Source organism: Streptomyces sp. NC-S4 (assembly GCF_054353315.1).
The window spans coordinates 2,028,856-2,054,944 of sequence record NZ_CM135937.1 but is presented as its reverse complement, the minus strand read 5'-3'; the positions used below and the strand labels follow the sequence as shown (position 1 = coordinate 2,054,944).

Annotated in this window: 24 protein-coding genes; 19 read left to right on the top strand and 5 right to left on the bottom strand. The window is 73.2% G+C overall.

The features are described 5' to 3' along the window. Positions 1–12: 12 nt before the first annotated feature. The 4 genes from ACXNSR_RS08780 (at position 13) to ACXNSR_RS08765 (ending at position 4,976) form a co-directional block, all read left to right on the top strand. On the top strand, positions 13–1,377 hold the full coding sequence (locus ACXNSR_RS08780) for a glutamine synthetase family protein (protein WP_458641561.1): 1,365 nt from the start codon (positions 13–15) through the stop codon (positions 1,375–1,377). 37 nt (positions 1,378–1,414) lie between these two features. After that, a complete protein-coding gene (locus ACXNSR_RS08775; RefSeq protein ID WP_458641560.1) occupies positions 1,415–2,779 on the top strand; it encodes an aldehyde dehydrogenase family protein in 1,365 nt (454 codons plus the stop codon). Between the two features lie 6 nt (positions 2,780–2,785). After that, positions 2,786–3,580, top strand: coding sequence for a 3-oxoacyl-ACP reductase (locus ACXNSR_RS08770; protein WP_458641559.1), 795 nt, complete (start codon positions 2,786–2,788; stop codon positions 3,578–3,580). A gap of 121 nt (positions 3,581–3,701) precedes the next feature. Further along, a complete protein-coding gene (locus tag ACXNSR_RS08765; RefSeq protein ID WP_458641558.1) occupies positions 3,702–4,976 on the top strand; it encodes a haloacid dehalogenase-like hydrolase in 1,275 nt (424 codons plus the stop codon). A gap of 15 nt (positions 4,977–4,991) precedes the next feature. On the opposite strand, the gene ACXNSR_RS08760 is transcribed toward ACXNSR_RS08765, so the two are convergent. Further along, positions 4,992–6,194: an amino acid deaminase/aldolase gene (locus tag ACXNSR_RS08760; RefSeq protein WP_458641557.1), complete on the bottom strand. Its 1,203-nt coding sequence runs from the start codon at positions 6,192–6,194 to the stop codon at positions 4,992–4,994. Between the two features lie 362 nt (positions 6,195–6,556). Between ACXNSR_RS08760 and ACXNSR_RS08755 the strand changes: the two genes are divergently transcribed. The 3 genes from ACXNSR_RS08755 to ACXNSR_RS08745 are packed head-to-tail and all read left to right on the top strand — an operon-like array spanning position 6,557 to position 9,348. Continuing rightward, on the top strand, positions 6,557–7,384 hold the full coding sequence (locus tag ACXNSR_RS08755; RefSeq protein WP_458641556.1) for a hypothetical protein: 828 nt from the start codon (positions 6,557–6,559) through the stop codon (positions 7,382–7,384). Then, a complete protein-coding gene (mycP, locus tag ACXNSR_RS08750; protein WP_458641555.1) occupies positions 7,381–8,586 on the top strand; it encodes a type VII secretion-associated serine protease mycosin in 1,206 nt (401 codons plus the stop codon). The genes ACXNSR_RS08755 and mycP overlap by 4 nt, the downstream gene beginning before the upstream one ends. 21 nt (positions 8,587–8,607) lie before the next feature. Beyond that, the gene (locus tag ACXNSR_RS08745) at positions 8,608–9,348 is read left to right on the top strand and encodes an SseB family protein (RefSeq protein ID WP_458641554.1); all 741 of its coding nucleotides are present in this window, start codon (positions 8,608–8,610) and stop codon (positions 9,346–9,348) included. Positions 9,349–9,523: 175 nt separating this feature from the next. Here the strand turns inward: ACXNSR_RS08745 and ACXNSR_RS08740 are convergent, their stop codons facing one another. Further along, positions 9,524–9,901, bottom strand: coding sequence for a DUF1844 domain-containing protein (locus ACXNSR_RS08740; RefSeq protein ID WP_030012387.1), 378 nt, complete (start codon positions 9,899–9,901; stop codon positions 9,524–9,526). 325 nt (positions 9,902–10,226) lie between these two features. Here ACXNSR_RS08740 and infC point away from each other — a divergent pair, with 325 nt between their 5' ends. From infC to ACXNSR_RS08695, 9 genes are all read left to right on the top strand, one after another. Further along, positions 10,227–10,961 carry a translation initiation factor IF-3 gene (gene infC, locus ACXNSR_RS08735; protein WP_458641553.1) on the top strand — a complete coding sequence of 245 codons (735 nt, stop codon included), beginning with the start codon at positions 10,227–10,229 and terminating at the stop codon, positions 10,959–10,961. Between the two features lie 103 nt (positions 10,962–11,064). Further along, complete coding sequence (gene rpmI, locus ACXNSR_RS08730) at positions 11,065–11,259, top strand: 50S ribosomal protein L35 (protein WP_266598480.1); 195 nt, start codon at positions 11,065–11,067, stop codon at positions 11,257–11,259. A 105-nt stretch (positions 11,260–11,364) separates the two neighbouring features. Beyond that, positions 11,365–11,751: a 50S ribosomal protein L20 gene (rplT, locus tag ACXNSR_RS08725; protein WP_007263143.1), complete on the top strand. Its 387-nt coding sequence runs from the start codon at positions 11,365–11,367 to the stop codon at positions 11,749–11,751. 177 nt (positions 11,752–11,928) lie between these two features. After that, positions 11,929–12,789: a TrmH family RNA methyltransferase gene (locus tag ACXNSR_RS08720; protein WP_458641552.1), complete on the top strand. Its 861-nt coding sequence runs from the start codon at positions 11,929–11,931 to the stop codon at positions 12,787–12,789. A gap of 56 nt (positions 12,790–12,845) precedes the next feature. Then, entirely contained in the window at positions 12,846–14,090 is a 1,245-nt protein-coding gene (locus tag ACXNSR_RS08715; protein WP_458641551.1) for a sensor histidine kinase, read from the top strand. Positions 14,091–14,243: 153 nt separating this feature from the next. After that, the gene (pheS, locus tag ACXNSR_RS08710; protein WP_458641550.1) at positions 14,244–15,371 is read left to right on the top strand and encodes a phenylalanine--tRNA ligase subunit alpha; all 1,128 of its coding nucleotides are present in this window, start codon (positions 14,244–14,246) and stop codon (positions 15,369–15,371) included. Further along, entirely contained in the window at positions 15,371–17,899 is a 2,529-nt protein-coding gene (gene pheT, locus ACXNSR_RS08705; RefSeq protein WP_458641549.1) for a phenylalanine--tRNA ligase subunit beta, read from the top strand. The genes pheS and pheT overlap by 1 nt, the downstream gene beginning before the upstream one ends. A 682-nt stretch (positions 17,900–18,581) precedes the next feature. Beyond that, on the top strand, positions 18,582–19,922 hold the full coding sequence (locus ACXNSR_RS08700; protein WP_458641548.1) for a transcriptional regulator: 1,341 nt from the start codon (positions 18,582–18,584) through the stop codon (positions 19,920–19,922). Between the two features lie 56 nt (positions 19,923–19,978). Beyond that, positions 19,979–20,515: an NUDIX hydrolase gene (locus tag ACXNSR_RS08695; RefSeq protein ID WP_458641547.1), complete on the top strand. Its 537-nt coding sequence runs from the start codon at positions 19,979–19,981 to the stop codon at positions 20,513–20,515. A 15-nt stretch (positions 20,516–20,530) separates the two neighbouring features. Here the strand turns inward: ACXNSR_RS08695 and ACXNSR_RS08690 are convergent, their stop codons facing one another. Beyond that, a complete protein-coding gene (locus tag ACXNSR_RS08690) occupies positions 20,531–21,424 on the bottom strand; it encodes a 3-hydroxybutyryl-CoA dehydrogenase (RefSeq protein ID WP_327386335.1) in 894 nt (297 codons plus the stop codon). A gap of 139 nt (positions 21,425–21,563) precedes the next feature. Between ACXNSR_RS08690 and ACXNSR_RS08685 the strand changes: the two genes are divergently transcribed. After that, complete coding sequence (locus ACXNSR_RS08685; RefSeq protein WP_458641546.1) at positions 21,564–22,808, top strand: glycoside hydrolase family 10 protein; 1,245 nt, start codon at positions 21,564–21,566, stop codon at positions 22,806–22,808. A gap of 1 nt (position 22,809) precedes the next feature. Here the strand turns inward: ACXNSR_RS08685 and ACXNSR_RS08680 are convergent, their stop codons facing one another. Together ACXNSR_RS08680 and ACXNSR_RS08675 are read right to left on the bottom strand one after the other, a co-directional pair. Next, entirely contained in the window at positions 22,810–23,007 is a 198-nt protein-coding gene (locus tag ACXNSR_RS08680) for a DUF1918 domain-containing protein (RefSeq protein ID WP_030010502.1), read from the bottom strand. Positions 23,008–23,064: 57 nt separating this feature from the next. Further along, positions 23,065–23,970 (bottom strand): DMT family transporter, encoded by a 906-nt coding sequence (locus ACXNSR_RS08675; protein ID WP_458641545.1) that lies wholly within the window; start codon positions 23,968–23,970, stop codon positions 23,065–23,067. Here ACXNSR_RS08675 and ACXNSR_RS08670 point away from each other — a divergent pair. Together ACXNSR_RS08670 and ACXNSR_RS08665 are read left to right on the top strand one after the other, a co-directional pair. Continuing rightward, a complete protein-coding gene (locus ACXNSR_RS08670) occupies positions 23,969–25,411 on the top strand; it encodes an aminotransferase-like domain-containing protein (protein WP_458641544.1) in 1,443 nt (480 codons plus the stop codon). The two genes, ACXNSR_RS08675 and ACXNSR_RS08670, sit on opposite strands and share 2 nt — an antisense overlap. 32 nt (positions 25,412–25,443) lie before the next feature. Next, a complete protein-coding gene (locus tag ACXNSR_RS08665; RefSeq protein WP_458641543.1) occupies positions 25,444–26,019 on the top strand; it encodes a histidine phosphatase family protein in 576 nt (191 codons plus the stop codon). Positions 26,020–26,089 lie beyond the last annotated feature (70 nt).

Here is a 26,089-nt window from a genome sequence, read left to right as displayed (position 1 = left end):
GGAGAGATTCCAGTGGTAGACCGCAAGCCGCCGCTCGCGCCCGAGGAGCTCCGCTCCCTCGTCGCCAGCGGTGAGATCGACACAGTGGTCCTGGCCTTCCCCGACATGCAGGGGCGGCTCCAGGGCAAGCGGTTCGCCGCACAGTTCTTCCTCGACGAGGTCCTCGAGCACGGTACCGAGGGCTGCAACTACCTCCTCGCCGTCGATACCGACATGAACACCGTCGACGGCTACGAGATGTCCTCCTGGGACCGGGGCTACGGCGACTTCGCCATGCACCCCGACCTCGCCACCCTGCGCCGCATCCCCTGGAACCCCGGCAGCGCCTTCCTCCTCGCCGACCTCGCCTGGAACGACGGCACGCCCGTCGTCGCCGCGCCCCGGCAGATCCTGCGCCGCCAGCTGGAGCGCCTCGCCGAGGCCGGCTACACCGCGATGGTCGGCACCGAGCTGGAGTTCATGGTCTTCCAGGACACCTACGAGCAGGCCTGGAACTCGGGCTACCGCGACCTGACCCCGGCCAACCAGTACAACATCGACTATTCCGTCCTCGGGACCGGCCGCATCGAGCCCCTGCTGCGCCGGATCCGCAACGAGATGCAGACCGCGGGCCTGATCGTGGAGTCGGCGAAGGGCGAGTGCAACCTCGGCCAGCACGAGATCGCCTTCCGCTACGACGAGGCGCTCACCACCTGCGACCAGCACTCCGTCTACAAGACCGGAGCCAAGGAGATCGCCTCCCAGGAAGGTGTCTCGCTCACCTTCATGGCCAAGTTCGACGAGCGCGAGGGCAACTCCTGTCACATTCACCTCTCGCTGGCCGATACCGACGGAAACAACGCGATGGCCGGGGACGGTCCAGGCGGAATGTCACCGGTGATGCGGCACTTCCTGGCCGGCCAGCTGGCCGCGCTGCGCGACTTCTCCCTTCTCTACGCCCCGAACATCAACTCGTACAAGCGTTTCAGGCCGGGATCCTTCGCGCCGACCGCCGTCGCCTGGGGCGTGGACAACCGCACCTGTGCGCTCCGGGTCGTCGGCCACGGCCGCTCCATGCGCTTCGAGAACCGCCTCCCCGGCGGTGACGTCAACCCGTACCTCGCCGTCGCCGGCCTGGTCGCGGCCGGGCTCTACGGCATCGAGAACCGCCTGGAACTTCCCGAGGTCTGCGCGGGGAACGCCTACACCGCCGACTACGCACACGTCCCCGCCACCCTGCGCGAGGCCGCCGAGCTCTGGGAGAACAGCGAGATCGCCAAGGCCGCCTTCGGCCCCGAGGTCGTCGCGCACTACCGGAACATGGCCCGCGTGGAACTCGACGCCTACGACTCCGCGGTGACCGACTGGGAGCTGCGCCGCTCCTTCGAACGCCTGTAGCCACCGCACGCCACCGAACGAAACTGTGAGGCACCACGTGTCCGATGCGCTGGAAGTGCTCAATCCGGCCACCGAGGAAACCGTTGCCGTCGTCCCGGCCGCCACACGGGACGACGTCGACGCCGCCGTCGCCCGGGCCGCCGCGGCCCAGCGCGCCTGGGCCGCGGCCGCCCCCGCCGACCGGGCCCGGCTGCTGCGCCGCTTCGCGGCCGTCGTGGACGGCCACATCGAGGAACTCGCCCGGCTGGAGGTCCGCGAAGCCGGCCACACCATCGGCAACGCCCGGTGGGAAGCCGGCAACGTACGCGACCTCCTCGACTTCGCCGCCGGGGGAGTGGAACGGCTCTCCGGCCGCCAGATCCCCGTCGCCGGCGGCATCGACGTCACCTTCCTCGAACCCCTCGGCGTCATCGGCGTGATCGCACCGTGGAACTTCCCCATGCCGATCGCCGCCTGGGGCCTGGCCCCGGCCCTCGCCGCCGGCAACGCCGTCATCCTCAAGCCCGCCGAGACCACCCCGCTTACCGCGCTGCGCCTCGCCGAGCTCGCCCTCGAGGCCGGGATCCCCGAGCACCTCTTCCAGGTGCTCCCCGGCCGCGGGGACACCGCCGGCGACGCACTCGTCGAACACCCCGGAGTCGCGAAGATCGTCTTCACCGGGTCCACCCGCGTCGGCAAGCAGATCATGGCCAAGTGCGCCGACCGGGTGAAGCGCGTCACCCTCGAACTCGGCGGCAAGAGCCCCAACATCGTCTTCGCCGACGCCGACCTCGAAGCGGCGGCCGCCGCCGCCCCGATGGCCTTCCTCGACAACACCGGCCAGGACTGCTGCGCCCGCACCCGGATCCTCGTACAGCGCTCCGCCTACGACCGCTTCCTGGAGCTCGTGGCCCCCGGCATCGCGGCCGTCGCCGTCGGCGACCCGCTCGACGAGAAGACCCAGATGGGCCCGCTGATCTCACGGACCCAGCTGGACCGCGTACGGTCCTTCGTCACCGACGACCTCACCGCGATCCGCGGCACCGCCCCCGAGGGCCCCGGCTTCTGGTACCCGCCCACCCTCGTCACGGACGTCGCCCCCACCGCGCCCGTGGCCGCCGAGGAGGTCTTCGGACCGGTCGCCGTCGTCCTGCCCTTCGAGGACGAGGAGGACGCCGTCCGCCTGGCCAACGCGACCGAGTACGGCCTCTCCGGCTCCCTGTGGACCCGCGACATCGGCCGCGCACTGCGCGTCTCGCGCGCCGTCGCCGCCGGCAACCTGTCCGTCAACTCCCACAGCAGCGTCCGCTACTGGACCCCCTTCGGCGGCTACAAGCAGTCCGGGCTCGGCCGTGAGCTCGGACCCGACGCCCTCACCGCTTTCACCGAGACCAAGAACGTCTTCATCAGCACGGAGGCCTGAGAACCCATGTCCAGCCAGACCAACGAAGAGATCGTCTGCCGCCGCCTGGTCGGCCGCACCGCCGTCATCACCGGAGCCGGCAGCGGCATCGGCCTGGCCACCGCCCGCCGCCTGGCCTCCGAGGGCGCCAACGTCGTGTGCGCCGACATCGACGAGACCGCCGGCAAGGCCGCGGCCGAAGAGGTCGGCGGCACCTTCGTCAAGGTCGACGTCACCAGCCCCGAGGAGGTCGAGGCGCTCTTCAAGACCGCCTTCGACACCTACGGCTCCGTGGACATCGCCTTCAACAACGCGGGCATCTCGCCCCCGGACGACGACTCCATCCTCACCACCGGCCTGGAGGCCTGGAAGCGCGTCCAGGACGTCAACCTCACCTCCGTCTACCTGTGCTGCAAGGCCGCCCTCCCCTACATGCAGCGCCAGGGCCGCGGCTCCATCATCAACACCGCCTCCTTCGTCGCCATCATGGGCGCCGCCACCTCCCAGATCTCCTACACCGCCTCCAAGGGCGGGGTCCTGGCCATGTCCCGCGAGCTCGGCGTGCAGTTCGCCCGCGAGGGCATCCGCGTCAACGCCCTGTGCCCGGGGCCCGTGAACACCCCCCTGCTGCAGGAACTGTTCGCCAAGGACCCCGAGCGCGCCGCCCGCCGCCTCGTCCACATCCCGCTGGGCCGGTTCGCCGAGCCCACCGAGATCGCCGCCGCCGTCGCCTTCCTCGCCAGCGACGACTCCTCCTTCATCAACGCCACCGACTTCCTCGTCGACGGCGGCATCTCCGGCGCGTACGTGACCCCGCTGTAGGTCGCCCCGGCGCCACGGCGCCACGGCACCCCGGCGCCACCGCGCACCGCACCCCGGCCGGCCGGGCACCACGAGGTGCCCGGCCGGTCCTTCAGGGCTGCCCCGACCCCGAAGGAGCAGCATGCACAGAAAATGGGCAGCCCCCCTCGCCCTCGTCGCGATCACCGGATCCGGCCTCCTCGCCGCCCCGCCCGCCGCCGCCGCGCACACCCCCTGTCCCCGGGTCACCGTCGGCTCCGGCTGGTACGGGGACAACCAGGCCCGCCTCCAGCAGCTGATCGACCGGTACGGCAGCTGCAACCCGTACCGGACCGGCCGCACCAAGCCCGTCGCCGTCTTCGACTGGGACAACACCGTCGTCAAGAACGACGTCGGCGACGCCACCATGTTCTGGCTCCTGCGCAACGGCCGGATCCGCCAGCCCGCCGCCGGGGACTGGTCCACCACCAGCCGCTTCCTCACCCCCGCCGCCACGAAGGCCCTCGCCGACGCCTGCGCCGCCCTCGCCCGCCCCGGCACCCCCCTGCCCACCGGAACCCCTGCCGGAGCCGCCTGCGCCGACGAGATCAACGCCGTCTACGGGGCCGCCGCGACCCGCGCCGGCGCCCCCGCCTTCGCCGGCTGGGACCGCCGCACCACCGAACCCTCGTACGCCTGGCTCCCCCAGCTGATGCAGGGCTGGACCGCCCGCGAGATCCGCGGCTTCGCCGCCGCCGCCCGCGCCGAGAACCTCGCCGCGCCCGTCGGCAGCACCCAGCGGGTCGGCAGCACCACCGCCACCGGCTGGGTCCGCTACTACGACCAGCAGAAGGACCTGATCAAGGGCCTCCAGAAGGCCGGCTTCGACGTGTGGATCAGCTCCGCCTCCCCGCAGCCCGTGGTCGAGGTCTGGGCCCAGGGCACCGGCATCGCGGCCGACCACGTCATCGGCATCCGCAACACCACCACGTACGGCGGGAAGTTCACCCCCCACCTCCAGGGCTGCGGATCCGTCCGGGACGGCGCCGACACGATGATCACCTACATCGACGGCAAGCGCTGCTGGATCAACAAGGAGATCTTCGGCGTACGCGGCGCGGCCGCCGAGAAGGTCCAGCCCGCCGCCCGCCGCCAGGTGTTCGCCGCCGGCGACTCCGACACCGACATCTCCTTCCTGCGCGACGCCACCGCCCTGCGGCTCGTCGTGAACCGCAACAAGAACGAGCTGATGTGCCGGGCGTACGACAACAGCGACGGCCGCTGGATCGTCAACCCCATGTTCATCGAGCCGAAGAAGCAGAAGACCGACCCCTACCCGTGCGCGACGACCGGCTACGTCGACCACGACGGGACCAAGGGGCCGGTCCGGCGGGGCGACGGCAGCGTCGTCCCCGACCAGACGGACTCGGTGTACTAGGCCGTAGGAGACGGCCTAGAGGAAGGTGCGCCCCTCACCCCGATAGGTCGGCGCGCTGCCGGTGACCCGGTCGCCCTCGATCAGGTGCAGGGTGTCGAACCGCTCGCACAGCTCACCCGCCTTCGCGTGCCGGAACCAGACCCGGTCGCCGATCAGCAGGTCGTCGGCCGGGCTGCCCAGCAGCGGGGTCTGCACCTCGCCCGCGCCCTCCTGGGGGTCGTAGCGCAGCCCCTGGGGCAGGTACGGGACCGGAAGCCGGTCCGCCCCGGCCGCACCGGACGCCGGATAGCCGCCCCCGAGCACCGTCACCGCACCCACCCCGGGCCGGCGCACCACGGGCTGGGCGAACAGGGCCGCCGGACGCCCGCTGAACGAGGTGTAGTTGTCGAACAGTCGGGGCATGTACAGGCCCGAACCCGCCGCTACCTCGGTCACCGCGTCCTCGGCGGCCGTCTGCTGCACACTGCCGGTACCGCCGCCGTTGACGAACTCCAGATCCGGTACGACGGCCCGCACGGCCCGCACCACCGCGGCCCGCCGCTCCGCGAGCTCCTTGCGGGCCGCGCCCTGCATCAGCCGGATCGCCCGGGACCGCAGCGGGCGACCCGCCAGCGAATCCCCGACCCCGGCGACGTGGCCCTCGTACGCCATCAGACCCACGACCCGGAATCCGGGCCGGGAGGCCACCGCCCGGGCCAGCCCGGCCAGTTGCGCGGGCTCGCGCAGGGGGGATCGGCGGGCCCCGACCCGTACCCGGCCGCCGAGCAGCCGCAGGGAGGTGTCCAGCTCCAGACAGACCCGGATCTCCTCGGCGCCGCCGTCCCGGGCCGCGTCGATCAGGTCCAGCTGGGCCGGATCGTCCACCATCACCGTGACCGCGCCGGCCAGCTTGGCGTCGTTCGCCAGCTCGCCGAAGCCGGCCCGGTCGGTGGAGGGATAGGCGAGGAGCACGTCCTCGAAACCGGACCGGGCCAGCCAGAGCGACTCGGCGAGGGTGTACGACATGATCCCGGCGAACCCGGGGCGGGCGAGGACCCGTTCCAGCAGCGCGCGGCACCGGACCGACTTGCTCGCGACCCGGACCGGCTTGCCGGCGGCGCGGCGGACGAGATCGTCGGCGTTGGCGTCGAAGGCGTCGAGATCCACGATGGCCAGCGGCGCGTCCAGGTGCGCGGTCGCCCGGTCGTACCGGGCGCGGTCGGTGGCGGGGGAGTTCATGGGCGGCAGCTTGCCAGAGGTGTCTACCGGTGGGTAGAGGTTCCCCGCCCCGCCCTTTCCCCGTTTCCCGGGGCTCCGCCCCGGAGCCCCGCGCCTCGGACGTGGGCGGGTCGGGGTGGTGCGGCTGTCTGCGCAGGCGCGCGTCAGGGACCGGGGCTCCGCCCCGAGCCCCGCGCCTCAAACGCCGGCGGGGCTGGGGGTGGTCGGACGTGGGCGGGTCGGGGTGGTGCGGCCGTCCGCCCGGGGCCTCGCGCCGTCCAGGACGGCCGAGCCGGAAGGTGAGGTACCGGCAACCATCGGGAGGTGCCGACGCCGTAGAGTAAGGGCAGGCAGCCGTACGGAACGGGGGGCGGAGCCGCCGGATGACCACGACGACACCGCGGACCGCAATCCTGGGCGAGCCCGAACCGGCCGCCGGGCCCCCGCACGCGAACACGCGCCGCCACCCCGCACGGGTCGTCGCCGCCACGCTCTGCGCACTCCTCGGCAGCGGCCTCGTCGGCGGGGCCGCCCTCACCACCTGGGCCGAACACCGCGCCGCGGCCCGTCCCCTCCCCGCCGACGCCGCCTACCGCAAGGCCGGTTCGCTGTGGCGGGCCGCCCCCGTCGACAGCCTGCTCCCGCCCGTGGTGACCGGCCCCTCCGCCGGCCCCGGCGGCTCCGACCGCACCTGGACCCGGATCGCGCTCGCCCCCGACGCCGACTGCCCGGCCGCCCTCGCCGCCGACTGGCAGGCCCTGCTGGCCACCACCGGCTGCACCCGCGTGCTGCGCGCCACCTACACCGACGCCACCCGCAGCTTCCTGATCACCGTCGGCATGGTCTTCACCCCCGCCGACGCCCCCACGATGGCCGCCCTCGCGGGCCGGATCCCCGCCCCGCCCGCGTACGGGTTCACCAACGCGCAGCGCGCCGCCTGGGCCACCTCCGTACCCACCGAGGCACCCGTCGTCGTCTACACCGTCTCCGCCTTCGCCGACGGCCGCCCCCTGGACGCACCCCACCCCGCCGCGGACCTCATGAAGAAGGACGCCACGGGAGCCGCCGCCCAGGCCGGCCTCGGCCACGAGGCACGGGCGCTCGCCGACCGCGTCGGCCACGGCCTCGCCTTCCTCGCCGCACCGCCCGCAACGTCCGCAACGTCCGCGACGTCCGCACCGACCCCGACCACCCCGGAGCCCACCCGATGATCCACCGGGCCTCCGGGCAGGCGGCCGCCGTCCTGCTCGCCGCGACCCTCCTCGTGTCCGCCACCGCGACCCCCGCCGCCGCCGACAACATCCGCGACCGCCAGTGGGGCCTGCTGGCCCTGCGCGCGGAGGAGGCCTGGGGTACCACCCGGGGCGCCGGAGTGACCGTCGCCGTCCTCGACACCGGCGTCGACGAATCCCATCCCGACCTCTCCGGTCAGGTCCTGGCCGGCACCGACCTCATCGGCATGGGGGCCGGCCCCGGCGACCGGGCCTGGGCCCGCCACGGAACCGCCATGGCGAGCATCATCGCCGGGCACGGCCACGGCCCCAGCCGCGGCCAGGGCGTCCTCGGCATGGCCCCGCAGGCCCGGATCCTGCCCGTCCGGGTGATCCTCGAAGAGGGTGACCCGGGTCGCGCCAAGGCCCGCGACAGCAAGGGCGGAGCCCTCGCCGAGGGCATCCGCTGGGCCGCGGACCACGGCGCCGACGTGATCAACCTGTCCCTCGGCGACGACAGCGACTCCGCCCACCACGAGGCGGGGGAGGACGAGGCCGTCCAGTACGCCCTCGCCAAGGGCGTGGTCGTCGTCGCCTCCGCGGGCAACGGCGGCGAGGCCGGCGACCGCGTCTCCTACCCGGCCGCCTATCCGGGGGTCATCGCCGTCACCGCCGTCGACCGCCGCGGCAAGAAGGCCAAGTTCTCCACCCGCAACTGGTACGCCACCGTCAGCGCCCCCGGCGTCGACGTCGTCATCGCCGACCCCGACCGCTCGTACTACGAGGGCTGGGGCACCAGCGCCGCGGCCGCCTTCGTCTCCGGCACCGTGGCCCTCGTCCTGGCCGCGCACCCCGACCTGACCCCGGCCCAGGTGAAGAAGCTGCTGGAGGCGACCGCCTCCGACTCCCCGGCCGGCGGCCGCGACGACGCCCGCGGTCACGGGCTCGTCGATCCCGTCGCCGCCCTCCAGGCCGCCGAGGGGATGCGCGCGGAGGCCGCGGCGCCCGTGCCCGCCGCGGCCGGGAGCACCTACTTCGGTCCCGGCCCCGAACCGGTCCGCCCGCGCGAGCGGGGCGCCCGGCTGGGAGCCCCGGCGGCAGCGGTCGCGGGGGCGGTGCTGTTCGCACTGGCAGTGGTCGTCGGCCGGCGCCCGCGCCGGGGTGCCCGGGGCCGTGACCAGGACCCGTACGCGGCACAGTAGGGTCGGGTAACTGTGGCGAACATGGCGAACAAGAACATTCCCGACCCGGGCTTCTCCGACGACGACGGCTCCGCCGATCCCCGGCTGACTGCTGCCCTGGCCGCCTGGTCCGAGGACCGGGCGAAGGAGCCGGAGGTGCTGGCCGCGCTCAAGGGCGCCCGCCTGCTGGTCCCGGTGGTCGCCGTCCTCGGTGAGGTGGAGACCGATCCGGAGACGGGCCTGAAGCGGGAGAAGACCAGCGACATGGCCGTCCCGACCCTGCGGGCGGGCGACCGGCGGGCACTGCCCGCCTTCACCTCGATCGCCTCGCTCGCGCTCTGGGACCCCGCGGCCCGGCCGGTGGCCGTCCCTCTGCACCAGGCGCTGGCCGCCGCCGCGCACGAGAAGGCCGACACCGTGGTTCTGGACCTGGCCGGCCCCGTCACCTACCAGCTCACCGGCTCCGCGCTCCGCGCGCTCGCCGAGGGCCGCACCGACGCGGGTCCGCTGGCCGATCCCGCCGTACGGGAGGCCGTACGGGCCGCCGTGTCCGCGGAGCCGGCCGTGCTGCGCGCCCACCTCGGCCCGGGGGGCGCCGACTCCGACGGCACCCTGGCGATCGTGCTGGCCGAGGGCGCGCAGGCGGCCGCGGCCGCCCGGCGCGTCGCCGAGACGCTGGCGGCGGACACCACCCTGCGGGCCCGGCTGGTCCGCGGACTGGACCTGGCGCTGCTCCCTGCGGACGCGCCGGCACCGCCCGGCGAGCCCCTGTTCGCCCGCTGAGCGCGGGGGGGTCCCCATGAGTGATCTGCTGACCCGGGTGCGCCTGGCCGTCCCCGAGAACCGGACGCACCTGAACGCGTAGGAGATCATGGCGGCCGACCGCTGCTTGTGACGACGGCCGGTGCGCCCCGCGCGGGGCGCACCGGCCGTCGCCGTATGCCTTCGGGGTACCGGCTCAGCCGAAGACGGGGCCCGTGAACTTCTCGCCCGGCCCCTGGCCCGGCTCGTCCGGCACGATCGAGGCCTCGCGGAAGGCCAGCTGGAGCGACTTCAGGCCGTCGCGCAGCGGGGCGGCGTGGAAGGAGCTGATCTCGGTGGCGCTCGCGGTGACCAGGCCGGCCAGGGCCGTGATCAGCTTGCGGGCCTCGTCGAGGTCCTTGTGCTCGGAGTCCGGCTTGTCCAGGCCCAGGTTGACCGCCGCGGCGCTCAGCAGGTGCACGGCCACCGTGGTGATCACCTCGACGGCGGGCACGTCCGCGATGTCGCGGGTCATGGTGTCGTAGTCGGGGGCGCCGTCGGCAGTGGGTTCGGTGGGGGGTGTCGCGTCAGTCATGCGCCCCACGATATGCCGTGCGGCGGGCTTGCGGCGCGGGTGCTAGTATGTACTTCGACCGGCCGGACACTTATGTGCCCGGCCCACAAGTGGAGGCTCCGTTCTCCCACCTGACCGTCCTCCGGGACGGCGGGTCACCGGTCAGGCGGCATCCATCGTTCCGTACGGACGATGGAAAGCTGCCCGAGTTTACGCCCCGCGGTTCGCACGCGGCGGTGTTCCGGTTGTTTTGGAGCCCCTGCCTGTGCCCGGCGGGGCTTTTTTGATTCTCCCGCTGCGGTCGGTCTGACGGAAATACACGTCAGCGGCTGTCTGCCAGGCAGCCGTGTGGTGCTACCGAGGAGGATCCATCAGCACCGAGCCCCGCATCAACGACCGGATTCGCGTTCCCGAGGTACGGCTTGTCGGTCCCAGCGGTGAGCAGGTCGGCATCGTGCCGCTTGCCAAGGCGCTTGAGCTCGCGCAGGAGTACGACCTCGACCTGGTCGAGGTCGCGGCGTCCGCACGCCCGCCGGTCTGCAAGCTCATGGACTACGGCAAGTTCAAGTACGAGTCGGCCATGAAGGCCCGTGAGGCGCGCAAGAACCAGGCGCACACGGTCATCAAGGAAATGAAGCTCCGGCCGAAGATCGACCCGCACGACTATGACACCAAGAAGGGTCACGTCGTTCGGTTCCTCAAGCAGGGCGACAAGGTCAAGATCACGATCATGTTCCGTGGTCGCGAGCAGTCCCGGCCGGAACTCGGCTACCGACTGCTGCAGCGTCTCGCTTCGGACGTCGAGGAGCTCGGCTTCATCGAGTCGAACCCGAAGCAGGACGGCCGAAACATGATCATGGTCCTCGGTCCGCACAAGAAGAAGACCGAGGCGATGGCCGAAGCCCGCGAGGCGCAGGCCGCCCGCAAGGCCGAGCGCCAGGGTGTCGCTCCCACCGAAGGCGAGGCTCCTTCCGAGGAGGCCGCAGTCGAGGTCGAGAACACCACCGAGGTCGCCTCCGCCGAGGCCACCGAGGCCGCTGCCGAACAGGCTCCGGCCGACGAGGCGAACGCCGAGGCCTGATTCCAGGACGCCCGTCCCGGATCACCCGACACAACTGACGCTCCCGCAAGCCGGTCCCGCATCGGACCGGTGGGAGCGCCACCGACGAGGAGATAACGGCGCCATGCCGAAGAACAAGACGCACAGCGGTACCAAGAAGCGCTTCAAGGTCACCGGCTCCGGCAAGGTGCTCCGCGAGCGCGCCGGCAAGCGCCACCTGCTCGAGCACAAGTCGTCCCGTGTCACCCGCCGCCTCACCGGCACCGCGGAGATGGCCCCCGGCGACGCCGCGAAGATCAAGAAGCTTCTCGGCATCTGACGTCTCCGCTCCCCCTACCGGGAGCGGACGCACGTCGAGACCGGGACCCCATCGAATTTCGGGTCGTGTGAAGACACCCACGGCCCCGCTACAAGGAGTTAAAAAGTGGCACGCGTCAAGCGGGCAGTAAACGCCCACAAGAAGCGCCGGGCGATCCTCGAGGCGGCCTCCGGCTACCGCGGTCAGCGTTCGCGCCTGTACCGCAAGGCCAAGGAGCAGGTCACCCACTCGCTGGTCTACAACTTCAACGACCGCAAGAAGCGCAAGGGCGACTTCCGTCAGCTGTGGATCCAGCGCATCAACGCCGCTGCCCGCCAGAACGGCATGACGTACAACCGCCTCATCCAGGGTCTGAAGGCCGCCAACATCGAGGTGGACCGCAAGATCCTCGCGGAGCTGGCCGTCAACGACGCCAACGCGTTCGCCGCGCTCGTCGAGGTCGCGCAGAAGGCGCTTCCGGCCGACGTCAACGCCCCCAAGGCCGCTGCCTAAGGGCTAGCCGGCCCGGCTCACCCGGGGCCGGCCCCCACGGACCCGCAGGCATTCGCCTGCGGGTCCGTGTGCTTTCCGCCCCGCGCCGCCCGGCGCCGCGCCGTCCCGCGTCGCCCCGCCCCGCCCCATCCCGCCCGGAACCCGGGCCCGGAACCCCGAGAGAGAACCGCAGACACCATGGGTCACCCCGACGAGCTGATCTCCCCCCGATCCCAGCGGGTGGCCGCCGCCAGGCGCCTGGCGCGGCGCAACTTCCGCACCAAGGAGCGCCGCTTCATCGCCGAGGGCCCGCAGGCCGTCCGCGAGGCCGTCGAACACCGCGGTCCCACGGGAGCGCCGACCCTGATCGAGCTGTTCGCCACCGTCGAGGCCGCCGAGCGCTACTCCGGGATCATCGAGGCCGCCCTGGACGCGGGCGCCCGCGTGCACTACGCCTCCGACGAGGTGCTCGCCGAGGTCTCCCAGACCGTCACCCCGCAGGGCCTGGTCGGTGTCTGCCACTTCCTGGACTCCCCGTTCGAGGAGATCCTCGAGTCCCGGCCCAAGCTCGTCGCCGTCCTCGCGCACGTCCGCGACCCCGGCAACGCCGGTACGGTGCTGCGCTGCGCCGACGCCGCAGGCGCCGACGCGGTGGTGCTGACCGACGCTTCCGTGGACCTCTACAACCCCAAGTCGGTACGGGCCTCCGTGGGCTCCCTCTTCCACCTCCCGGTCGCGGTCGGCGTTCCGGTCGAGCAGGCCGTCGAGGGGCTCCGGGCGGCCGGCGTACGGATCCTGGCGGCCGACGGCGCGGGCGACGACGACCTCGACGCCGAACTGGACGCGGGCACCATGGGCGGGCCCTCCGCCTGGGTCTTCGGCAACGAGGCCTGGGGTCTGCCGGAGGAGACCAGGGCCCTGGCGGACGCCGTCGTACGGGTCCCGATCCACGGCAAGGCGGAGAGCCTGAACCTGGCGACGGCCGCCGCCGTGTGCCTCTACGCGTCCGCGCGTGCACAGCGGGCGCCCGGAGGGTGCCGCTCCGTGACCCCCAGCTAGTAGTGTGGCGGCCCGGGGGGCCCACTGCGCTACTCGGAGATGTGGGGTACGGGGACATGACCGTCGGTACGAACAGTTCGCCGGGGGCCGGCACGACGGCCGGTCGGCCGGTGCCGCTGGGCCCCTGCGCCCGGACGGGCGGGCCCGCCGATGCCGTGCCCCCCGTCCACCCCTCCGACGCGCTGCGCGGCGTACCGCCGCAGGGCGCGCCGCGCGGGGCGGTCCTGGGCGCCGGCGCCGGCCTCACCGGCGAGGGGCTCGCCTTCGGGATCGACCCCGACTGCCTGCCCGACGGGCTCGTCGTCGCCGACGCGACCGGGCACGTGATCTGCTTCAACCGGGCCGCGGCCCGGATGACCGCGACCGACCCCGCCCAGGCGCTCGGCACGCGCATCGAGCGGGCGCTCCCGCTGGAGGACCTCGAAGGCCGCCGCTGGTGGGCGCTGACCGACCCGTACGGGGGCCTCGCCACCCGCCGCGGGCAGCCCGAGCGGAACCTGCTGCTCCCCGGCGGCCGCGAGGTGCTGGTCTCCGCCAGCTACGTCCGTACGCACCCCACCGGCCCGCTGCGCCGCCTCGTGGTCACCCTGCGCGGTACCGAGGCACGCCGGCGCACCGAGCGCAGCCACGCCGAGCTCATCGCCACCGTGGCCCACGAGCTGCGCTCCCCGCTGACCTCGGTCAAGGGGTTCACGGCGACCCTGCTCGCCAAGTGGGAGCGGTTCACCGACGACCAGAAGCGGCTGATGCTGGAGACCGTCGACGCCGACGCCAACCGCGTCACCCGCCTCATCGCCGAGCTCCTGGACATCTCCCGCATCGACTCCGGCCGCCTGGAGGTGCGCCGCCAGCCGGTGGACATCGCCACCGCCGTCGGCCGCCACGTGCAGGCGCTCACGGCGAACGGGCAGGACCCCGAGCGGTTCCTCGTGAGCGTCAGCCGTCCGCTCCCCGATCTGTGGGCCGACCCGGACAAGATCGACCAGATCCTCGGCAACCTCCTGGAAAATGCGGTGCGCCACGGCGAGGGAACGGTCACCATCGGTGTGTCGCCGCATGAGAAGGGAACCGCCGTCACCGTGACCGACGAAGGCCCCGGGATCCCCGAGGAGTCGATGGGCCGCGTCTTCACCCGCTTCTGGCGGGGGAGCAAGCGCGGCGGCACCGGCTTGGGCCTGTACATCGTCAAGGGCATCGTGGAGGCCCACGGCGGGACCATCACGGTCGGCCGCGGCCCCGGCGGCGGCGCCGAGTTCCGATTTATCCTGCCCGTGAGCGCCCCCGCGTACCTCACGCAGTAGTCCTGCGGAGCGTCTCGGCAGGCGGCCCACGGGCTCCTTCACCCCCAGCGACCTTTAGACTCGTCCTTTGGCACCTTTGCGTCCTTGTGCCGAGCGCGTCCTGCGCGTCGCGCGGGGGACCCAACCAGCCAGCCATCGGAAGTACGGGAAGAGATGTCGGCACCGAACAAGTCGTACGACCCTGTCGAGGTCGAGGCACTGAAACCGGAAGAGATCGAGCGCATGCGGGACGAGGCGCTCGCCGCCTTCGCGGCCGCCGGCGACCTCGAAGCGCTGCGCGAGGCGAAGACCGCGCACATGGGCGACCGCTCGCCCCTGGCGCTCGCCAACCGCGAGATCGGCGCGCTGCCCCCGCAGGCCAAGGCCGAGGCGGGCAAGCGCGTGGGACAGGCCCGCGGCGCCGTGAACAAGGCCTTCGGGGCCCGCACGGTCGCGCTCGAGGCGGAGCGTGACGAGCGGGTGCTGGTCGAGGAGGCCGTGGACGTCACGCTGCCCTACGACCGCGTCCCCGCCGGCGCCCGTCACCCCCTGACCACGCTGATGGACCGCATCGCGGACATCTTCGTGGCCATGGGGTACGAGGTCGCCGAGGGGCCCGAGGTCGAGGCGGAGTGGTTCAACTTCGACGCCCTCAACTTCACGCCCGACCACCCGGCGCGCCAGATGCAGGACACCTTCTTCGTCCGGGGGCCCGAGGGCACCCAGGGCGACGAGTCCGGCGTCGTGCTGCGCACCCACACCTCCCCGGTGCAGGCCCGCTCGCTGCTGGAGCGCAAGCCCCCCGTCTACATCGTGTGCCCGGGCCGGGTGTACCGCACCGACGAGCTCGACGCGACGCACACCCCGGTCTTCCACCAGGTCGAGCTGCTGGCCGTGGACGAGGGCCTGACCATGGCGGACCTCAAGGGCACCATGGACCACATGGTCCAGGAGCTCTTCGGCGAGGGCACCACCACGCGCCTGCGCCCGCACTTCTTCCCCTTCACCGAGCCGTCCGCCGAGATGGACATGCAGTGCTACGTGTGCCGCGGCGCTTCGGTGGGCAACCCCGACCGCCCGTGCCGTACCTGCTCCAGCGAGGGCTGGATCGAGCTCGGCGGCTGCGGCATGGTCAACCCCAAGGTGCTCGTCGCCTGCGGTGTGGACCCCGAGAAGTACAGCGGATTCGCCTTCGGGTTCGGCATCGAACGGATGCTGATGTTCCGCCACAACGTCGAAGACATGCGAGACATGGTCGAGGGTGACGTTCGTTTCACCCGGCCGTTCGGGAGTGAGATCTGATGCGCGTCCCGCTTTCCTGGCTGCGGGAGTACGTCGATCTCCCCGCGGGTGAAACCGGCCGTGACGTGGCGGCCAAGCTGGTCGACGCCGGCCTCGAGGTCGAGACCGTCGAGCAGCTCGGCGGCGGCCTCAAGGGCCCGCTCGTCGTCGGTCAGGTGCTGACCATCGAGGAGCTGGAGGGCTTCCGCAAGCCGATCCGCTTCTGCACGGTCGACGTCGGCTCCGCCAACGGCACCGGCGAGCCGCAGGAGATCGTCTGCGGCGCCCGGAACTTCGCCGTCGGCGACAAGGTCGTCGTGGTGCTGCCCGGCGCGGTCCTGCCCGGCGACTTCGCGATCGCCTCGCGCAAGACCTACGGCCGTACCTCGCACGGCATGATCTGCTCCGGCGACGAGCTGGGCATGGGCGACGACGGCACGCACGGCATCATCGTGCTGCCGCCCGAGCACGAGGTCGGCACCGACGCGATCGAGCTGCTCCAGCTCGTCGACGAGGTCCTCGACATCGACATCACCCCGGACCGCGGCTACTGCATGTCCATGCGCGGTGTCGCCCGTGAGGCGGCCACCGCCTACGGCCTGCCGCTGCGCGACCCGGCGCTGCTCGACGTGCCCGCGCCGAACTCGTACGGCTACCCGGTCAAGGTCGACGACCCGGCCGGCTGCGACCGCTTCACCGCCCGCACGGTGACCGGTCTCGACCCCGACGCGCGCTCCCCGATCTGGCTGACCCGTCGCCTGCAGAAGGCGGGCATGCGCCCGATCTCGCTCGCCGTGGACATCACCAACTACGTGATGCTGGAGCTCGGCCAGCCGCTGCACGCCTACGACCGCGCCAGCGTCGAGGGCACCATCGGCGTCCGCCGCGCAGAGCAGGGCGAGAAGTTCACCACCCTCGACGGGGTCAAGCGCACGCTCGACGCCGAGGACCTGGTGATCACCGACAACAGCGGGCCGATCGGCCTCGCCGGCGTCATGGGCGGCGCCAACACCGAGATCGCCGACTCCGTCACGGACCCCGAGACCGGCCAGGTCACGGGGACCACGGACGTCGTCATCGAGGCCGCGCACTTCGACTCCGTGTCGATCTCGCGCACCGCCCGCCGTCTGAAGCTGTCCTCCGAGGCCTCCAAGCGCTTCGAGCGGGGCGTCGACCCGCAGGCCGCCGCCGCGGCCGCGCAGCGGACCGTCGACCTGCTCGTGCTCCTCGCGGGCGGCACCGCCGAGGCGGGCGTCACCGAGGTCATCGCCCCGGGCGCGCCGCGCACCATCGCCATGCCCGCGGACCACCCGGACCGGGTGGCGGGCATGGAGTACGGCCGCGAGACCGTCGTGCGCCGCCTCCAGGAGATCGGCTGCGACGTCTACGGCCAGGACGAGCTCGTCGTCACCGTCCCCTCGTGGCGGCCCGACCTCGCCGCGCCCAACGACCTCGCCGAAGAGGTCATCCGGCTGGAGGGCTACGGGAACCTCCCGTCGACCCTCCCGCAGGTGCCCTCCGGCCGCGGTCTGACCGCCCGGCAGCAGCTGCACCGCAGGGTCGGCCGCGCGCTGGCCGGCGCGGGCTACGTCGAGGCGCTCAGCTACCCGTTCATCGGCGAGGGCGTCTTCGACCAGCTCCAGCTCCCGGCGCACGACGTGGCCCGCCAGGTCGTCAAGCTGGTCAACCCGATCTCCGACGAGGAGCCGGCGCTGCGCACCACGCTGCTGCCGGGTCTGCTCGGCGCGCTGCGCCGCAACGACAGCCGGGGCAGCCACGACCTCGCGCTCTTCGAGACCGGTTCGGTCTTCCGGGCCGCCGCCCAGCCGGGCGTCGCCGTACGGCTGCCCGTCGACCGGCGTCCCACGGACGAGGAGATCGCCACCCTGAACGCGGCCCTGCCCGCGCAGCCGCGGTACGCCGCGGTCGTGCTGGCCGGTGCGCGCGAGCAGGCCGGCTGGTGGGGCAAGGGCCGTCCGGCCGACTGGGCGGACGCGGTCCAGGCCGCGCGCGCGCTGGCCGTCGAGGCCGGCGCCGAGCTGGTGGTCCGCCAGGGCCAGTACGGCCCCTGGCACCCGGGCCGCTGCGCCGAGCTGGTCGTCACCCTCGGCGGGGTCGAGCAGGTCATCGGTCACGCCGGTGAACTGCACCCGCGCGTGGTCAAGGCGATGGGTCTGCCGGCCCGCACCAGCGCGATGGAGCTCGACCTGGACCGCCTCGCGGAGGCCGGCGGAGAGGCCCTGCGGGCGCCGCGGATCTCCTCCTTCCCGGTGGCGACCCAGGACGTGGCGCTGATCGTCGACGCGTCGGTCCCGGCGTCCTCGGTGGAGGCCGCGCTGCGCAAGGGCGCCGGCGAACTCCTCGAATCGCTGCGGCTGTTCGACGTGTTCACCGGTGAGCAGGTCGGCGAGGGCAAGAAGTCCCTGGCCTACGCGCTGCGCTTCCGCGCGGCCGACCGGACGCTGACCGCCGAGGAGTCCACGGCCGCGCGCGACGCCGCGGTGGCCCTGGCGGGCGAGCGGACCGGGGCGGTGCTCCGGGGCGCGTAGCCGCTTCGTACACGTGTGAGGGGCACGTCCGGACCACCGGACGTGCCCCTCACACGTTCGGGTGAGAACCCCTGTGGCCCGGTTCCGGGGTGCCGGTCGGTCGGCACAATCGATCCGGCCGCAGGGGGCGGTCCGCCGGCCGGCCCGTCCGGCGCTCGGGGCCCGGGTCCGGGCGGCGCCCGGTTTCGGGAGGGGGCGGAGTGGGGGAAGCCGCGCGCAGTGGCTCGCCGAGCCGGCGGGGGTTTCGGCACCGGAGGCGGCGGCCACGCCCGCGCGGCTGGTGGCGGGCGTGCACGCCGCTCTGCCGGTGCTGCGCACCGGCCGGCCCCGGCCACCGGCTCCGGACACGCGCGCCGGGCCCGGTGGATGAGCCCGGCGCGCGCTCTCGGCCCGGCCCCTGCCGGGGCGCGGCGACCAACCGGGCGCCGGCGGGGCCGGAACGCGCCGCCCGCCTGCCATGGAGTGTCGGGCAGACAGCAGAACGGGCGGCGCGGTGACGGGTCGTCGCACTGTTCGAGGGGGAGCCGACGACCCGAGCTACCTCTTGGCGAGGCTCTTCAGTGAAGCGCCTCCATGGGTCCATGCGGCAGAGTGCGCAGCGCATTTATGCGCGTACTCGGTTCACACCCCGTGTGAACCGCGCACCCACTAGCCTGAGACCGACGAGCCCTTGGAGCGGCCCATGCAGCCCAATGTCCTGCTCGACGCCCTCCTCGCCGAGGCGGGCATGTCCCATGCCGGACTCGCGGCGTACGTGAACCAGGCAGGCCGCACCCGCGGACTCGCCCTGCGCTACGAACACACCGCCGTGACCCGGTGGTTGAAGGGCCAGCGGCCCCGGGGGCAGGTCCCCGACCTGATCTGCGAGGTGCTCGGCGGGCGGCTGCGGCGTCCCCTCGGGCTGGACGACATCGGGCTCGGCGCGGCCGACCAGCCCGTTCCGCTGCACGCCTCGCCGCTCAGCGGGTTCGTGGACCGGGCCGCCGCACTGTGGCGTTCCGACGTCCAGGCCCGGCCCCAGCTGCTGGCCGCCGAGGCGGTCACCGGGACGCCCGCCGTCATACCGGTGTGGGAATGGGAGAATCCGCCCGAGGACGCCGACGTCTCCCGCGAGGGCCCGAACCCGATCGGTCCCGAGCACATCGAGATCCTGAAGTCGGCCCGCGCCCACTACGAGCTGATGTACCGCCGGGCCGGCGGCCTCGCCACGCGGGACCGGATCGTCCGCTTCCTGGGCAGTGAGACCGCGCCCATGCTGCGCGGGAGCTACTCCGACGACCTCGGCCGACGGCTGCACCGGGCCACGGGGTCCCTGGTCGCGGTGGCCGGGATCTGCGCGTACGACTCGGACGCCCACGGCCTGGCCCAGCGCTACTTCCACCAGGCCCTGCGCCTGGCCAAGGCGAGCGGGGACCGGGGGCTCGGCGCGTACGTCGTCGCACTGATCGTCAACCAGTCCCTGCACCTGCGGGAGTACCGCCAGGCCGTCGCGTTCGCCGAGGCCGCGCTGCGGGCCGCCGGGCGGCACACCACCGCGGCGCTGGCCGCCGACCTGTACGCGATGCAGGCCAAGGCGTACGCCCAGCTCGGCGACACCCCGGCCGCACTGGCCTGCATCCGCAGGGCGGAGGCGGCCGCCGAGCGGATCCAGCCGGGCAGCGAACCGGACGAGACCGGCTACGTACAGCCGGGGCTGGTCAACGTCCAGGTGGCCGAGGCGCTGCTCAGTCTGGGCGATCTGGAAGCCGCCCGGATCCAGGCGACCGCCGCCGTCGGCACCCCGGCGCACGACCGCGGCCGGGTGCACCGGCTGGCGATGCTGTGCGAGATCCAGCTGCGCCAGGGGGAGGCGGACCGGGCCGCGGCGTCCGCGGCCGAGATGGCGGAGAGGGCCAGGGGCATGGAGTCGCTGCGGCTGCGCGACCGGCTGCGGACGGTCCGGGAGCAGCTTCTGACCAGCGGTTGTACGGGCGCGGAGGAGACCGCGCGGCTCATCGACGGGGCGCTGCGCGTTCCGCTCTGACGGGCCGGGGTGCTGCCATGTTGCCACCTGTTCGAACGGAAGAAGGTGGCACAACCGTGCAGTGGACGAACCTGAGTGAGCAGACCGTGTACAAGAACCGCTGGTTCGACGTGAACCTCGCCGATGTGGAACTTCCCGACGGCCAGCACCTGGACCACTTCGTGATCCGGCTGCGCCCGGTCGCCGTCGCCACGGCCGTCAACGAGGCGGACGAGGTGCTGCTGCTCTGGCGGCACCGCTTCATCACCGACAGCTGGGGCTGGGAACTGCCCGCCGGGGTGGTCGAGGACGGCGAGGACATCGCGGTCGCGGCGGCCCGTGAGATGGAGGAGGAGTCGGGCTGGCGTCCCGGCCCGCTCCACCACCTGATGACCGTCGAGCCGTCCAACGGCCTGACGGACGCCCGGCACCACCTCTACTGGGCGGACGGCGCCACCCACATCGGGCATCCCGAGGACGATTTCGAGTCCTCGCGCCGGGAGTGGGTCCCGCTCGGGCTCGTGCCGGAGATGATCGCCCGCGGGGAGATCCCGGCCGCCAACATGGCGGCCGGGCTGCTCCTGCTGCACCATCTGCGGCTCGGCCGGCCGTAGGGCCGACCGGACGGATCAGCCGTAGGGGTAGAAGCCCGCGCCCGTCTTGCGGCCCAGGCGGCCGGCGTCGACCATGCGCTGGAGCAGCGGGGGAGCGGCGTACAGCGGCTCCTTGTACTCCGCGTACATCGAGTCGGCGATCGACGCGATGGTGTCCAGGCCGATCAGGTCCGACAGCTTGAGCGGACCCATCGGGTGGGCGCAGCCCAGCTCCATGCCGTTGTCGATGTCCTCGCGGCTGGCGATGCCCGACTCGAACATCCGGATCGCGGACAGCAGGTACGGGACGAGGAGCGCGTTGACGACGAACCCGGACCGGTCCTGGGCGCGGACCGCGTGCTTGTTCAGCACGTCCCGCACCAGGGCCTCGGCCCGCTTGACCGTCTCCTCGCCCGTGGTCAGCGCCGGGATCAGCTCGACGAGCTTCTGCACCGGGGCCGGGTTGAAGAAGTGGATGCCGATCACCTGGTCCGGCCGCGAGGTCGCGACGGCCAGCTTGACCAGCGGGATCGAGGAGGTGTTGGAGGCCAGGATCGCGTCCGGGCGGGTGATCACCTGGTCGAGGATCTGGAAGATCTCCGTCTTGACCTGCTCGTTCTCGACGACGGCCTCGATGACGAGGTCACGGTCGGCGAACTCGCCCAGGTCGGTGGTGAAGGTGAGGCGGGCCAGCGTGGCGTCCCGCTCCTCCTCGGTGATCTTGCCGCGTTCGGCGGCCTTGGTCAGGGAGTTGTGCAGCCGGGTACGGCCGATCTCCAGGGCTTCGCCGGTGGTCTCGGCGACCTTGACCTCAAGGCCACTGCGAGCGCACACCTCGGCGATACCCGCGCCCATCTGGCCACAGCCCACTACGCCGACCCGTGTGATGTCGGAAGGGAGGTCAGTCACTTCGTGCCTTTCGCAGCTCATCCGTCGGCGGGTCCCCCGTACGATTCCGGCGCCCGCCACGCCCCCCGACGTTACTCCCGACCTTGCGCGGGGCGGCGGGCCGGGGCGGGCATGCTGAGCGGACACCGTGCAATGTCACTCAGTGAAACGGAGCTGTCACATGACGTACATCGGCCGACGGGCACTGCTGGCCGGAGCCGTGGGCGTGATCGCCGCCGCCACGGCCGGGCCGGCGGGGGCGGCGCCGCGGAATTCCGCGAGGATCCCCGGGGGGCGGGCCGCCGCCGGCTTCCGGGGGATGTGGATCGCCTCCGTGTCGAACGTGGACTGGCCCTCCGAGAGCGGACTGTCCGCGGCGCGGCAGCGCACGGAGCTGCTCGCCCTCCTCGACTCCGCCGTCGAGCGCCGCCTGAACGCGGTGATCCTCCAGGTCCGGCCGGCGGCGGACGCCCTGTGGCCCTCGAAGCTGGAGCCCTGGTCGCAGTGGCTGACCGGCCAGCAGGGCGTCGATCCCGGCTGGGACCCGCTGGGCACGGCGGTCAAGGAGGCGCACGCCCGCGGGCTGCAGCTGCACGCCTGGTTCAATCCGTTCCGCGTGGCCAACCACACCGACCTCGACCGGCTGGTCTCCACGCACCCGGCGCGGCGCAATCCCGGCTGGACGGTGGAGTACGGCGGCAAGCTCTTCTACAACCCCGGCCTGCCCGAGGTGCGGCGCTTCGTCCAGGACGCCATGTTCGACGCCGTCTCCCGCTACCCGCTGGACGCCGTGCACTGGGACGACTACTTCTACCCGTACCCGGTGGCGGGGGAGTACTTCGACGACGACGAGGCCTTCGAGGAGTACGGCGCGGACTTCGCCTCGCGCGCCGCCTGGCGCCGGAGCAACATCGACACCCTGGTCCGCGAGATGTCGGCGCGGCTGCGGGCGCTGAAGCCGGCGCTCCGCTTCGGTATCAGCCCGTTCGCCGTCTGGCGCAACTCCGACCGCGACCCGGCCGGTTCGCCGACCCGCGCGGGCCTCGGGACGTACGACGACCTGTACGCGGACACCCGCAAGTGGGTCAGGGAGGGCTGGATCGACTACATCGCGCCGCAGGCCTACTGGCACATCGGGCACCCGACCGCCGACTACGCCGACATCGTGCCCTGGTGGGCGCGGACCGTCGCCGGTACGAAGGTCGACCTGTACGTGGGGGAGGCCCTGTACCGCTGCGACGAGGACAGCTCCACCGAGGCCTGGCGCGACCCCGGGGAGCTGTCGAAGCACCTGACGTTCGCCGCCGGGTACCCCGAGGTCCGCGGCCACGTCTACTTCTCGGCGAAGCAGGTGGCCGCGGACCCCAACGGAGCGATGGCCCGGGTGGTCGCCGACCACTACGGCACGACGGCGTCCCGGCGCTGATTCAGTGAGTGGGCTCGGAGGGGTGGCGGACCGTGCAGTCGGGTCCGGGAGCCATCAGTGCCTCGTGTCCGTCCTGGAAGCGGACCCGGTACGGGGGGGTTCCGTTCTCGCCCAGGACCTGGGTGATCTCGCCCACCTTGTCGTGCTGTCCGACGATCCTGCCGTGCTGCACCAGCTGGTCGCCCTCGGTCGCGCGCATAACTGACCTCCTCGGTGGCGGTCCGATCCGGTGCTTGCAGTTTAGGTCGTCATGCGGCTATTTGACCCGTTGGGTCACCGCGATGCAGACGAGGACCGCGCAGGCGGCGGCCGGGGCGGCCGGGGAGAGGTGCTCGCCCAGCAGGGCCACCGACCAGACGAGGGTCAGCAGCGGCTGGGCGAGCTGCAGCTGGCTGGCCCGCGGCGCGCCGATCTCGGCCATGCCGCGGTACCAGACGTACAGGCCGAGGAAGGTGGAGCCGGCGGCCGCCCAGATCAGCCCGGCGAGCCCGTGGAAACCGAGGTGCACCGGCTCGTACGCGAGCCCGGCGGCGGAACCGGCCAGGCTGAGCGGCAGGCACAGGACCAGCGCCCAGCCGATCACCTGCCAGCCGGGCAGCAGCCGGGCGAGGCGGCCGCCCTCGGTGTACCCGGCGGCGCACACCAGCAGCGCGCCGAACAGGTACGCGTCGCCCGCCGAGAGGGCGCCGCCGCTCTGCGCAAGCGTGAAGGCGATCACGACCGCGGCCCCGGCGAGGGCCGCGGCCCAGAAGGCGCGAGAGGGGCGGGCTCCGGTGCGCAGCGCGGACAGCGCCGCGGTGGTGAGCGGCAGGAGGCCGACCACCACGGCGGCGTGCGAGGTGGTGGAGGTCGTCAGCGCGAGGGTGGTGAGCATCGGGAAGCCGACGACCACCCCGGCGGCGACGACGGCGAGCCCCGCCCAGTGCTCGCGGGCGGGCAGCGGGACCCGCCGGGCCAGCAGGAAGGCCCCGGCGATGGCGGCGGCGAGGACGCTGCGCAGCGCGACCAGTGACCACGGGCCGAAGCTCTCCAGTCCCCAGGCGGTGGCGGGGAAGGTCAGCGAGAAGGCGACGACGCCGAGCAGGGCGAGGGCGGTACCCCGGCGTACCGGGCTCTTGACCGCTATCGTGGCCGGGAGAGTAGCGCTATTCTGTGCTGTCATGTATGAGCGTAGCAGTGTGGCGGAACTGGCCGAATCCCTGCGGTCCGAACTCAACCGCTACTCGATAGGTGGAAAGCTCCCGTCGAGTCGGGCCCTGGTCGAGCGCTACCGGGTCAGTCCGGTCACCGTTTCCCGGGCCCTCGCACAGCTCGCCGCCGAAGGCCTGGTCGTCACCCGGCCCGGTGCGGGCGTCTTCCGCGCCGCACCGCGCACGGCGGCCCCCGCGCCCGGGGACACCTCCTGGCAGGAGGTCGCCCTCAGTGCCGAGGGGGCCGGGGACGTCGTCCCGCGTTCGGTGGACGCCTCCGGGGTGCTGGCCTGCCTGGCCGCGCCGCCGCCGTCGGTGATCGCCCTCAACAGCGGATACCTGCACGCCTCCGTCCAGCCCGAGCGGGCCATGGCCGCCGCGCTCGCCCGGGCCGGGCGGCGCCCCGGGGCCTGGGACCGGCCGCCCATGGAGGGGCTGCCCGAGCTCCGCGACTGGTTCGCCCGCGAGATCGGCGGGGCGGTCGGGGCCGCCGACGTGCTGGTCACCGCGGGCGGACAGAGCGCGCTGACCACCGCCCTGCGGGCGCTGGCCCCGCCCGGCGCGCCGATCCTGGTGGAGTCCCCGACCTACCCCGGACTGCTGGCCATCGCCCGGGCCTCCGGCTGCCGGCCCGTGCCCGTCCCGGTGGACGCCGAGGGGGTCCGGCCGGAGCTGCTGGCCGCCGCCTTCGAAGCGACCGGCGCGCGGGTGTTCGTATGCCAGCCCCTGTTCCAGAACCCGACCGGAGCGGTCCTGGCCCCGGGGCGGCGGGCCGAGGTGCTGCGGATCGCGCGGGCCGCCGGGGCCTTCGTGGTCGAGGACGACTACGCCCGCGCCCTCGCCCACGACGACTGCGGGCCGCTGCCCGCGACCCTGGCCGCCGAGGACCGGGACGGCGTGGTCGTGCACGTCAGGTCCCTGACCAAGGCCACCTCGCCCAGCCTGCGGGTCGGCGCGCTGGCCGCCCGCGGTCCGGTGGTGGAGCGGCTGCGCGCCGTCCAGGTCGTGGACTCCTTCTTCGTGCCCCGCCCGCTCCAGGAGGCGGCACTGGAACTGGTCGGCGCGCCCGCCTGGCCGCGCCACCTGCGTACGGTGGCCGCCGAACTGCGCCACCGGCGCGACGTGCTCGCCGGCGCGCTGCGGCGGGAGCTGCCCGGACTGACCGTGCCCCACCTGCCCTCGGGCGGCTATCAGTTGTGGACCAGGATGACCGGGGGCGACGACGCGTCCTTCGCGGCCACGGCCCTGCGCGCCGGGGTGGCGGTGGCTCCCGGCCGCCCCTACTTCTGCGCCGAACCGCCCGCTCCGTACGTCCGGCTGAGCTTCGCCGGGGTCGCGGGCCCGGGCGAACTGGTCGAGGCGGTCCAGCGGCTGCGCACCGGCCTGGCGGACGGCCTCGGTCCGGACGCTTGACCCGCCGAGGTGTGCGGACTCACCATCGCCGCATGCATGTTCGGGTTTCGCTCGTCGCCGCAGCCCGCAGCTCCTCGCTGCTCGCCGAGCGCTTCGACGACGACCGCCCGCTGGACGGACCCGGCTGGCGGTCGGTGGAGTCCGCCGCGCAGGGCCTCGTACCCCTGGCCGCGGCCGAGCTGCGCTACTGCTCGCCGACCCCGCGCAGCCGTGCCACGGGCGAGGCCCTCGGGTACGCGCCCCTCGCCCAGCCCGCGCTGCGCGAGTGCGACATGGGCCGCTGGCGGGGGCTGACCCTGGCCGAGGTGACCGCCCACGAGCCCGGGGCGGTGGAGCTGTGGCTCAGCGATCCGCTGTCCGCCCCGCACGGGGGCGAGTCCCTGCTCGCCTTCATCTCCCGCGTCGGCGGCTGGCTCGACACCCGGCCGGCCGACGACGGGGGCTCGATCGTGGCGGTGACGGAGCCCTCGGTGGTGCGGGCGGCCCTGGTGTATGCGCTGAAGGCGCCCCCGCTGACCTACTGGAACGTGGACGTCCGGCCGCTGTCCACGATGACCCTCACGGGCCGGTCAGGCGACTGGCACCTCTGCCTGCAGGCCCCGGCGTAGGCCGCCCCGGGTCCCCGTGGCCCGGCCGGATCCAAGCCGGGGTCCCGATCCGTCCCGCCGACAGGGCCGG

Coding starts and splice junctions, on each gene's coding strand:
- ACXNSR_RS08690 (WP_327386335.1), bottom strand. CDS start 21,424: ATGAGCTGCGAAAGGCACGAAGTGACTGACCTCCCTTCCGACATCACA.
- ACXNSR_RS08715 (WP_458641551.1), top strand. CDS start 12,846: ATGACCGTCGGTACGAACAGTTCGCCGGGGGCCGGCACGACGGCCGGT.
- pheT (WP_458641549.1), top strand. CDS start 15,371: ATGCGCGTCCCGCTTTCCTGGCTGCGGGAGTACGTCGATCTCCCCGCG.
- pheS (WP_458641550.1), top strand. CDS start 14,244: ATGTCGGCACCGAACAAGTCGTACGACCCTGTCGAGGTCGAGGCACTG.
- mycP (WP_458641555.1), top strand. CDS start 7,381: ATGATCCACCGGGCCTCCGGGCAGGCGGCCGCCGTCCTGCTCGCCGCG.
- ACXNSR_RS08745 (WP_458641554.1), top strand. CDS start 8,608: ATGGCGAACAAGAACATTCCCGACCCGGGCTTCTCCGACGACGACGGC.
- ACXNSR_RS08680 (WP_030010502.1), bottom strand. CDS start 23,007: ATGCGCGCGACCGAGGGCGACCAGCTGGTGCAGCACGGCAGGATCGTC.
- ACXNSR_RS08755 (WP_458641556.1), top strand. CDS start 6,557: ATGACCACGACGACACCGCGGACCGCAATCCTGGGCGAGCCCGAACCG.
- ACXNSR_RS08670 (WP_458641544.1), top strand. CDS start 23,969: ATGTATGAGCGTAGCAGTGTGGCGGAACTGGCCGAATCCCTGCGGTCC.
- ACXNSR_RS08765 (WP_458641558.1), top strand. CDS start 3,702: ATGCACAGAAAATGGGCAGCCCCCCTCGCCCTCGTCGCGATCACCGGA.
- ACXNSR_RS08720 (WP_458641552.1), top strand. CDS start 11,929: ATGGGTCACCCCGACGAGCTGATCTCCCCCCGATCCCAGCGGGTGGCC.
- rpmI (WP_266598480.1), top strand. CDS start 11,065: ATGCCGAAGAACAAGACGCACAGCGGTACCAAGAAGCGCTTCAAGGTC.
- ACXNSR_RS08760 (WP_458641557.1), bottom strand. CDS start 6,194: ATGAACTCCCCCGCCACCGACCGCGCCCGGTACGACCGGGCGACCGCG.
- ACXNSR_RS08665 (WP_458641543.1), top strand. CDS start 25,444: ATGCATGTTCGGGTTTCGCTCGTCGCCGCAGCCCGCAGCTCCTCGCTG.
- ACXNSR_RS08770 (WP_458641559.1), top strand. CDS start 2,786: ATGTCCAGCCAGACCAACGAAGAGATCGTCTGCCGCCGCCTGGTCGGC.
- ACXNSR_RS08675 (WP_458641545.1), bottom strand. CDS start 23,970: ATGACAGCACAGAATAGCGCTACTCTCCCGGCCACGATAGCGGTCAAG.
- ACXNSR_RS08740 (WP_030012387.1), bottom strand. CDS start 9,901: ATGACTGACGCGACACCCCCCACCGAACCCACTGCCGACGGCGCCCCC.
- ACXNSR_RS08700 (WP_458641548.1), top strand. CDS start 18,582: ATGCAGCCCAATGTCCTGCTCGACGCCCTCCTCGCCGAGGCGGGCATG.
- ACXNSR_RS08685 (WP_458641546.1), top strand. CDS start 21,564: ATGACGTACATCGGCCGACGGGCACTGCTGGCCGGAGCCGTGGGCGTG.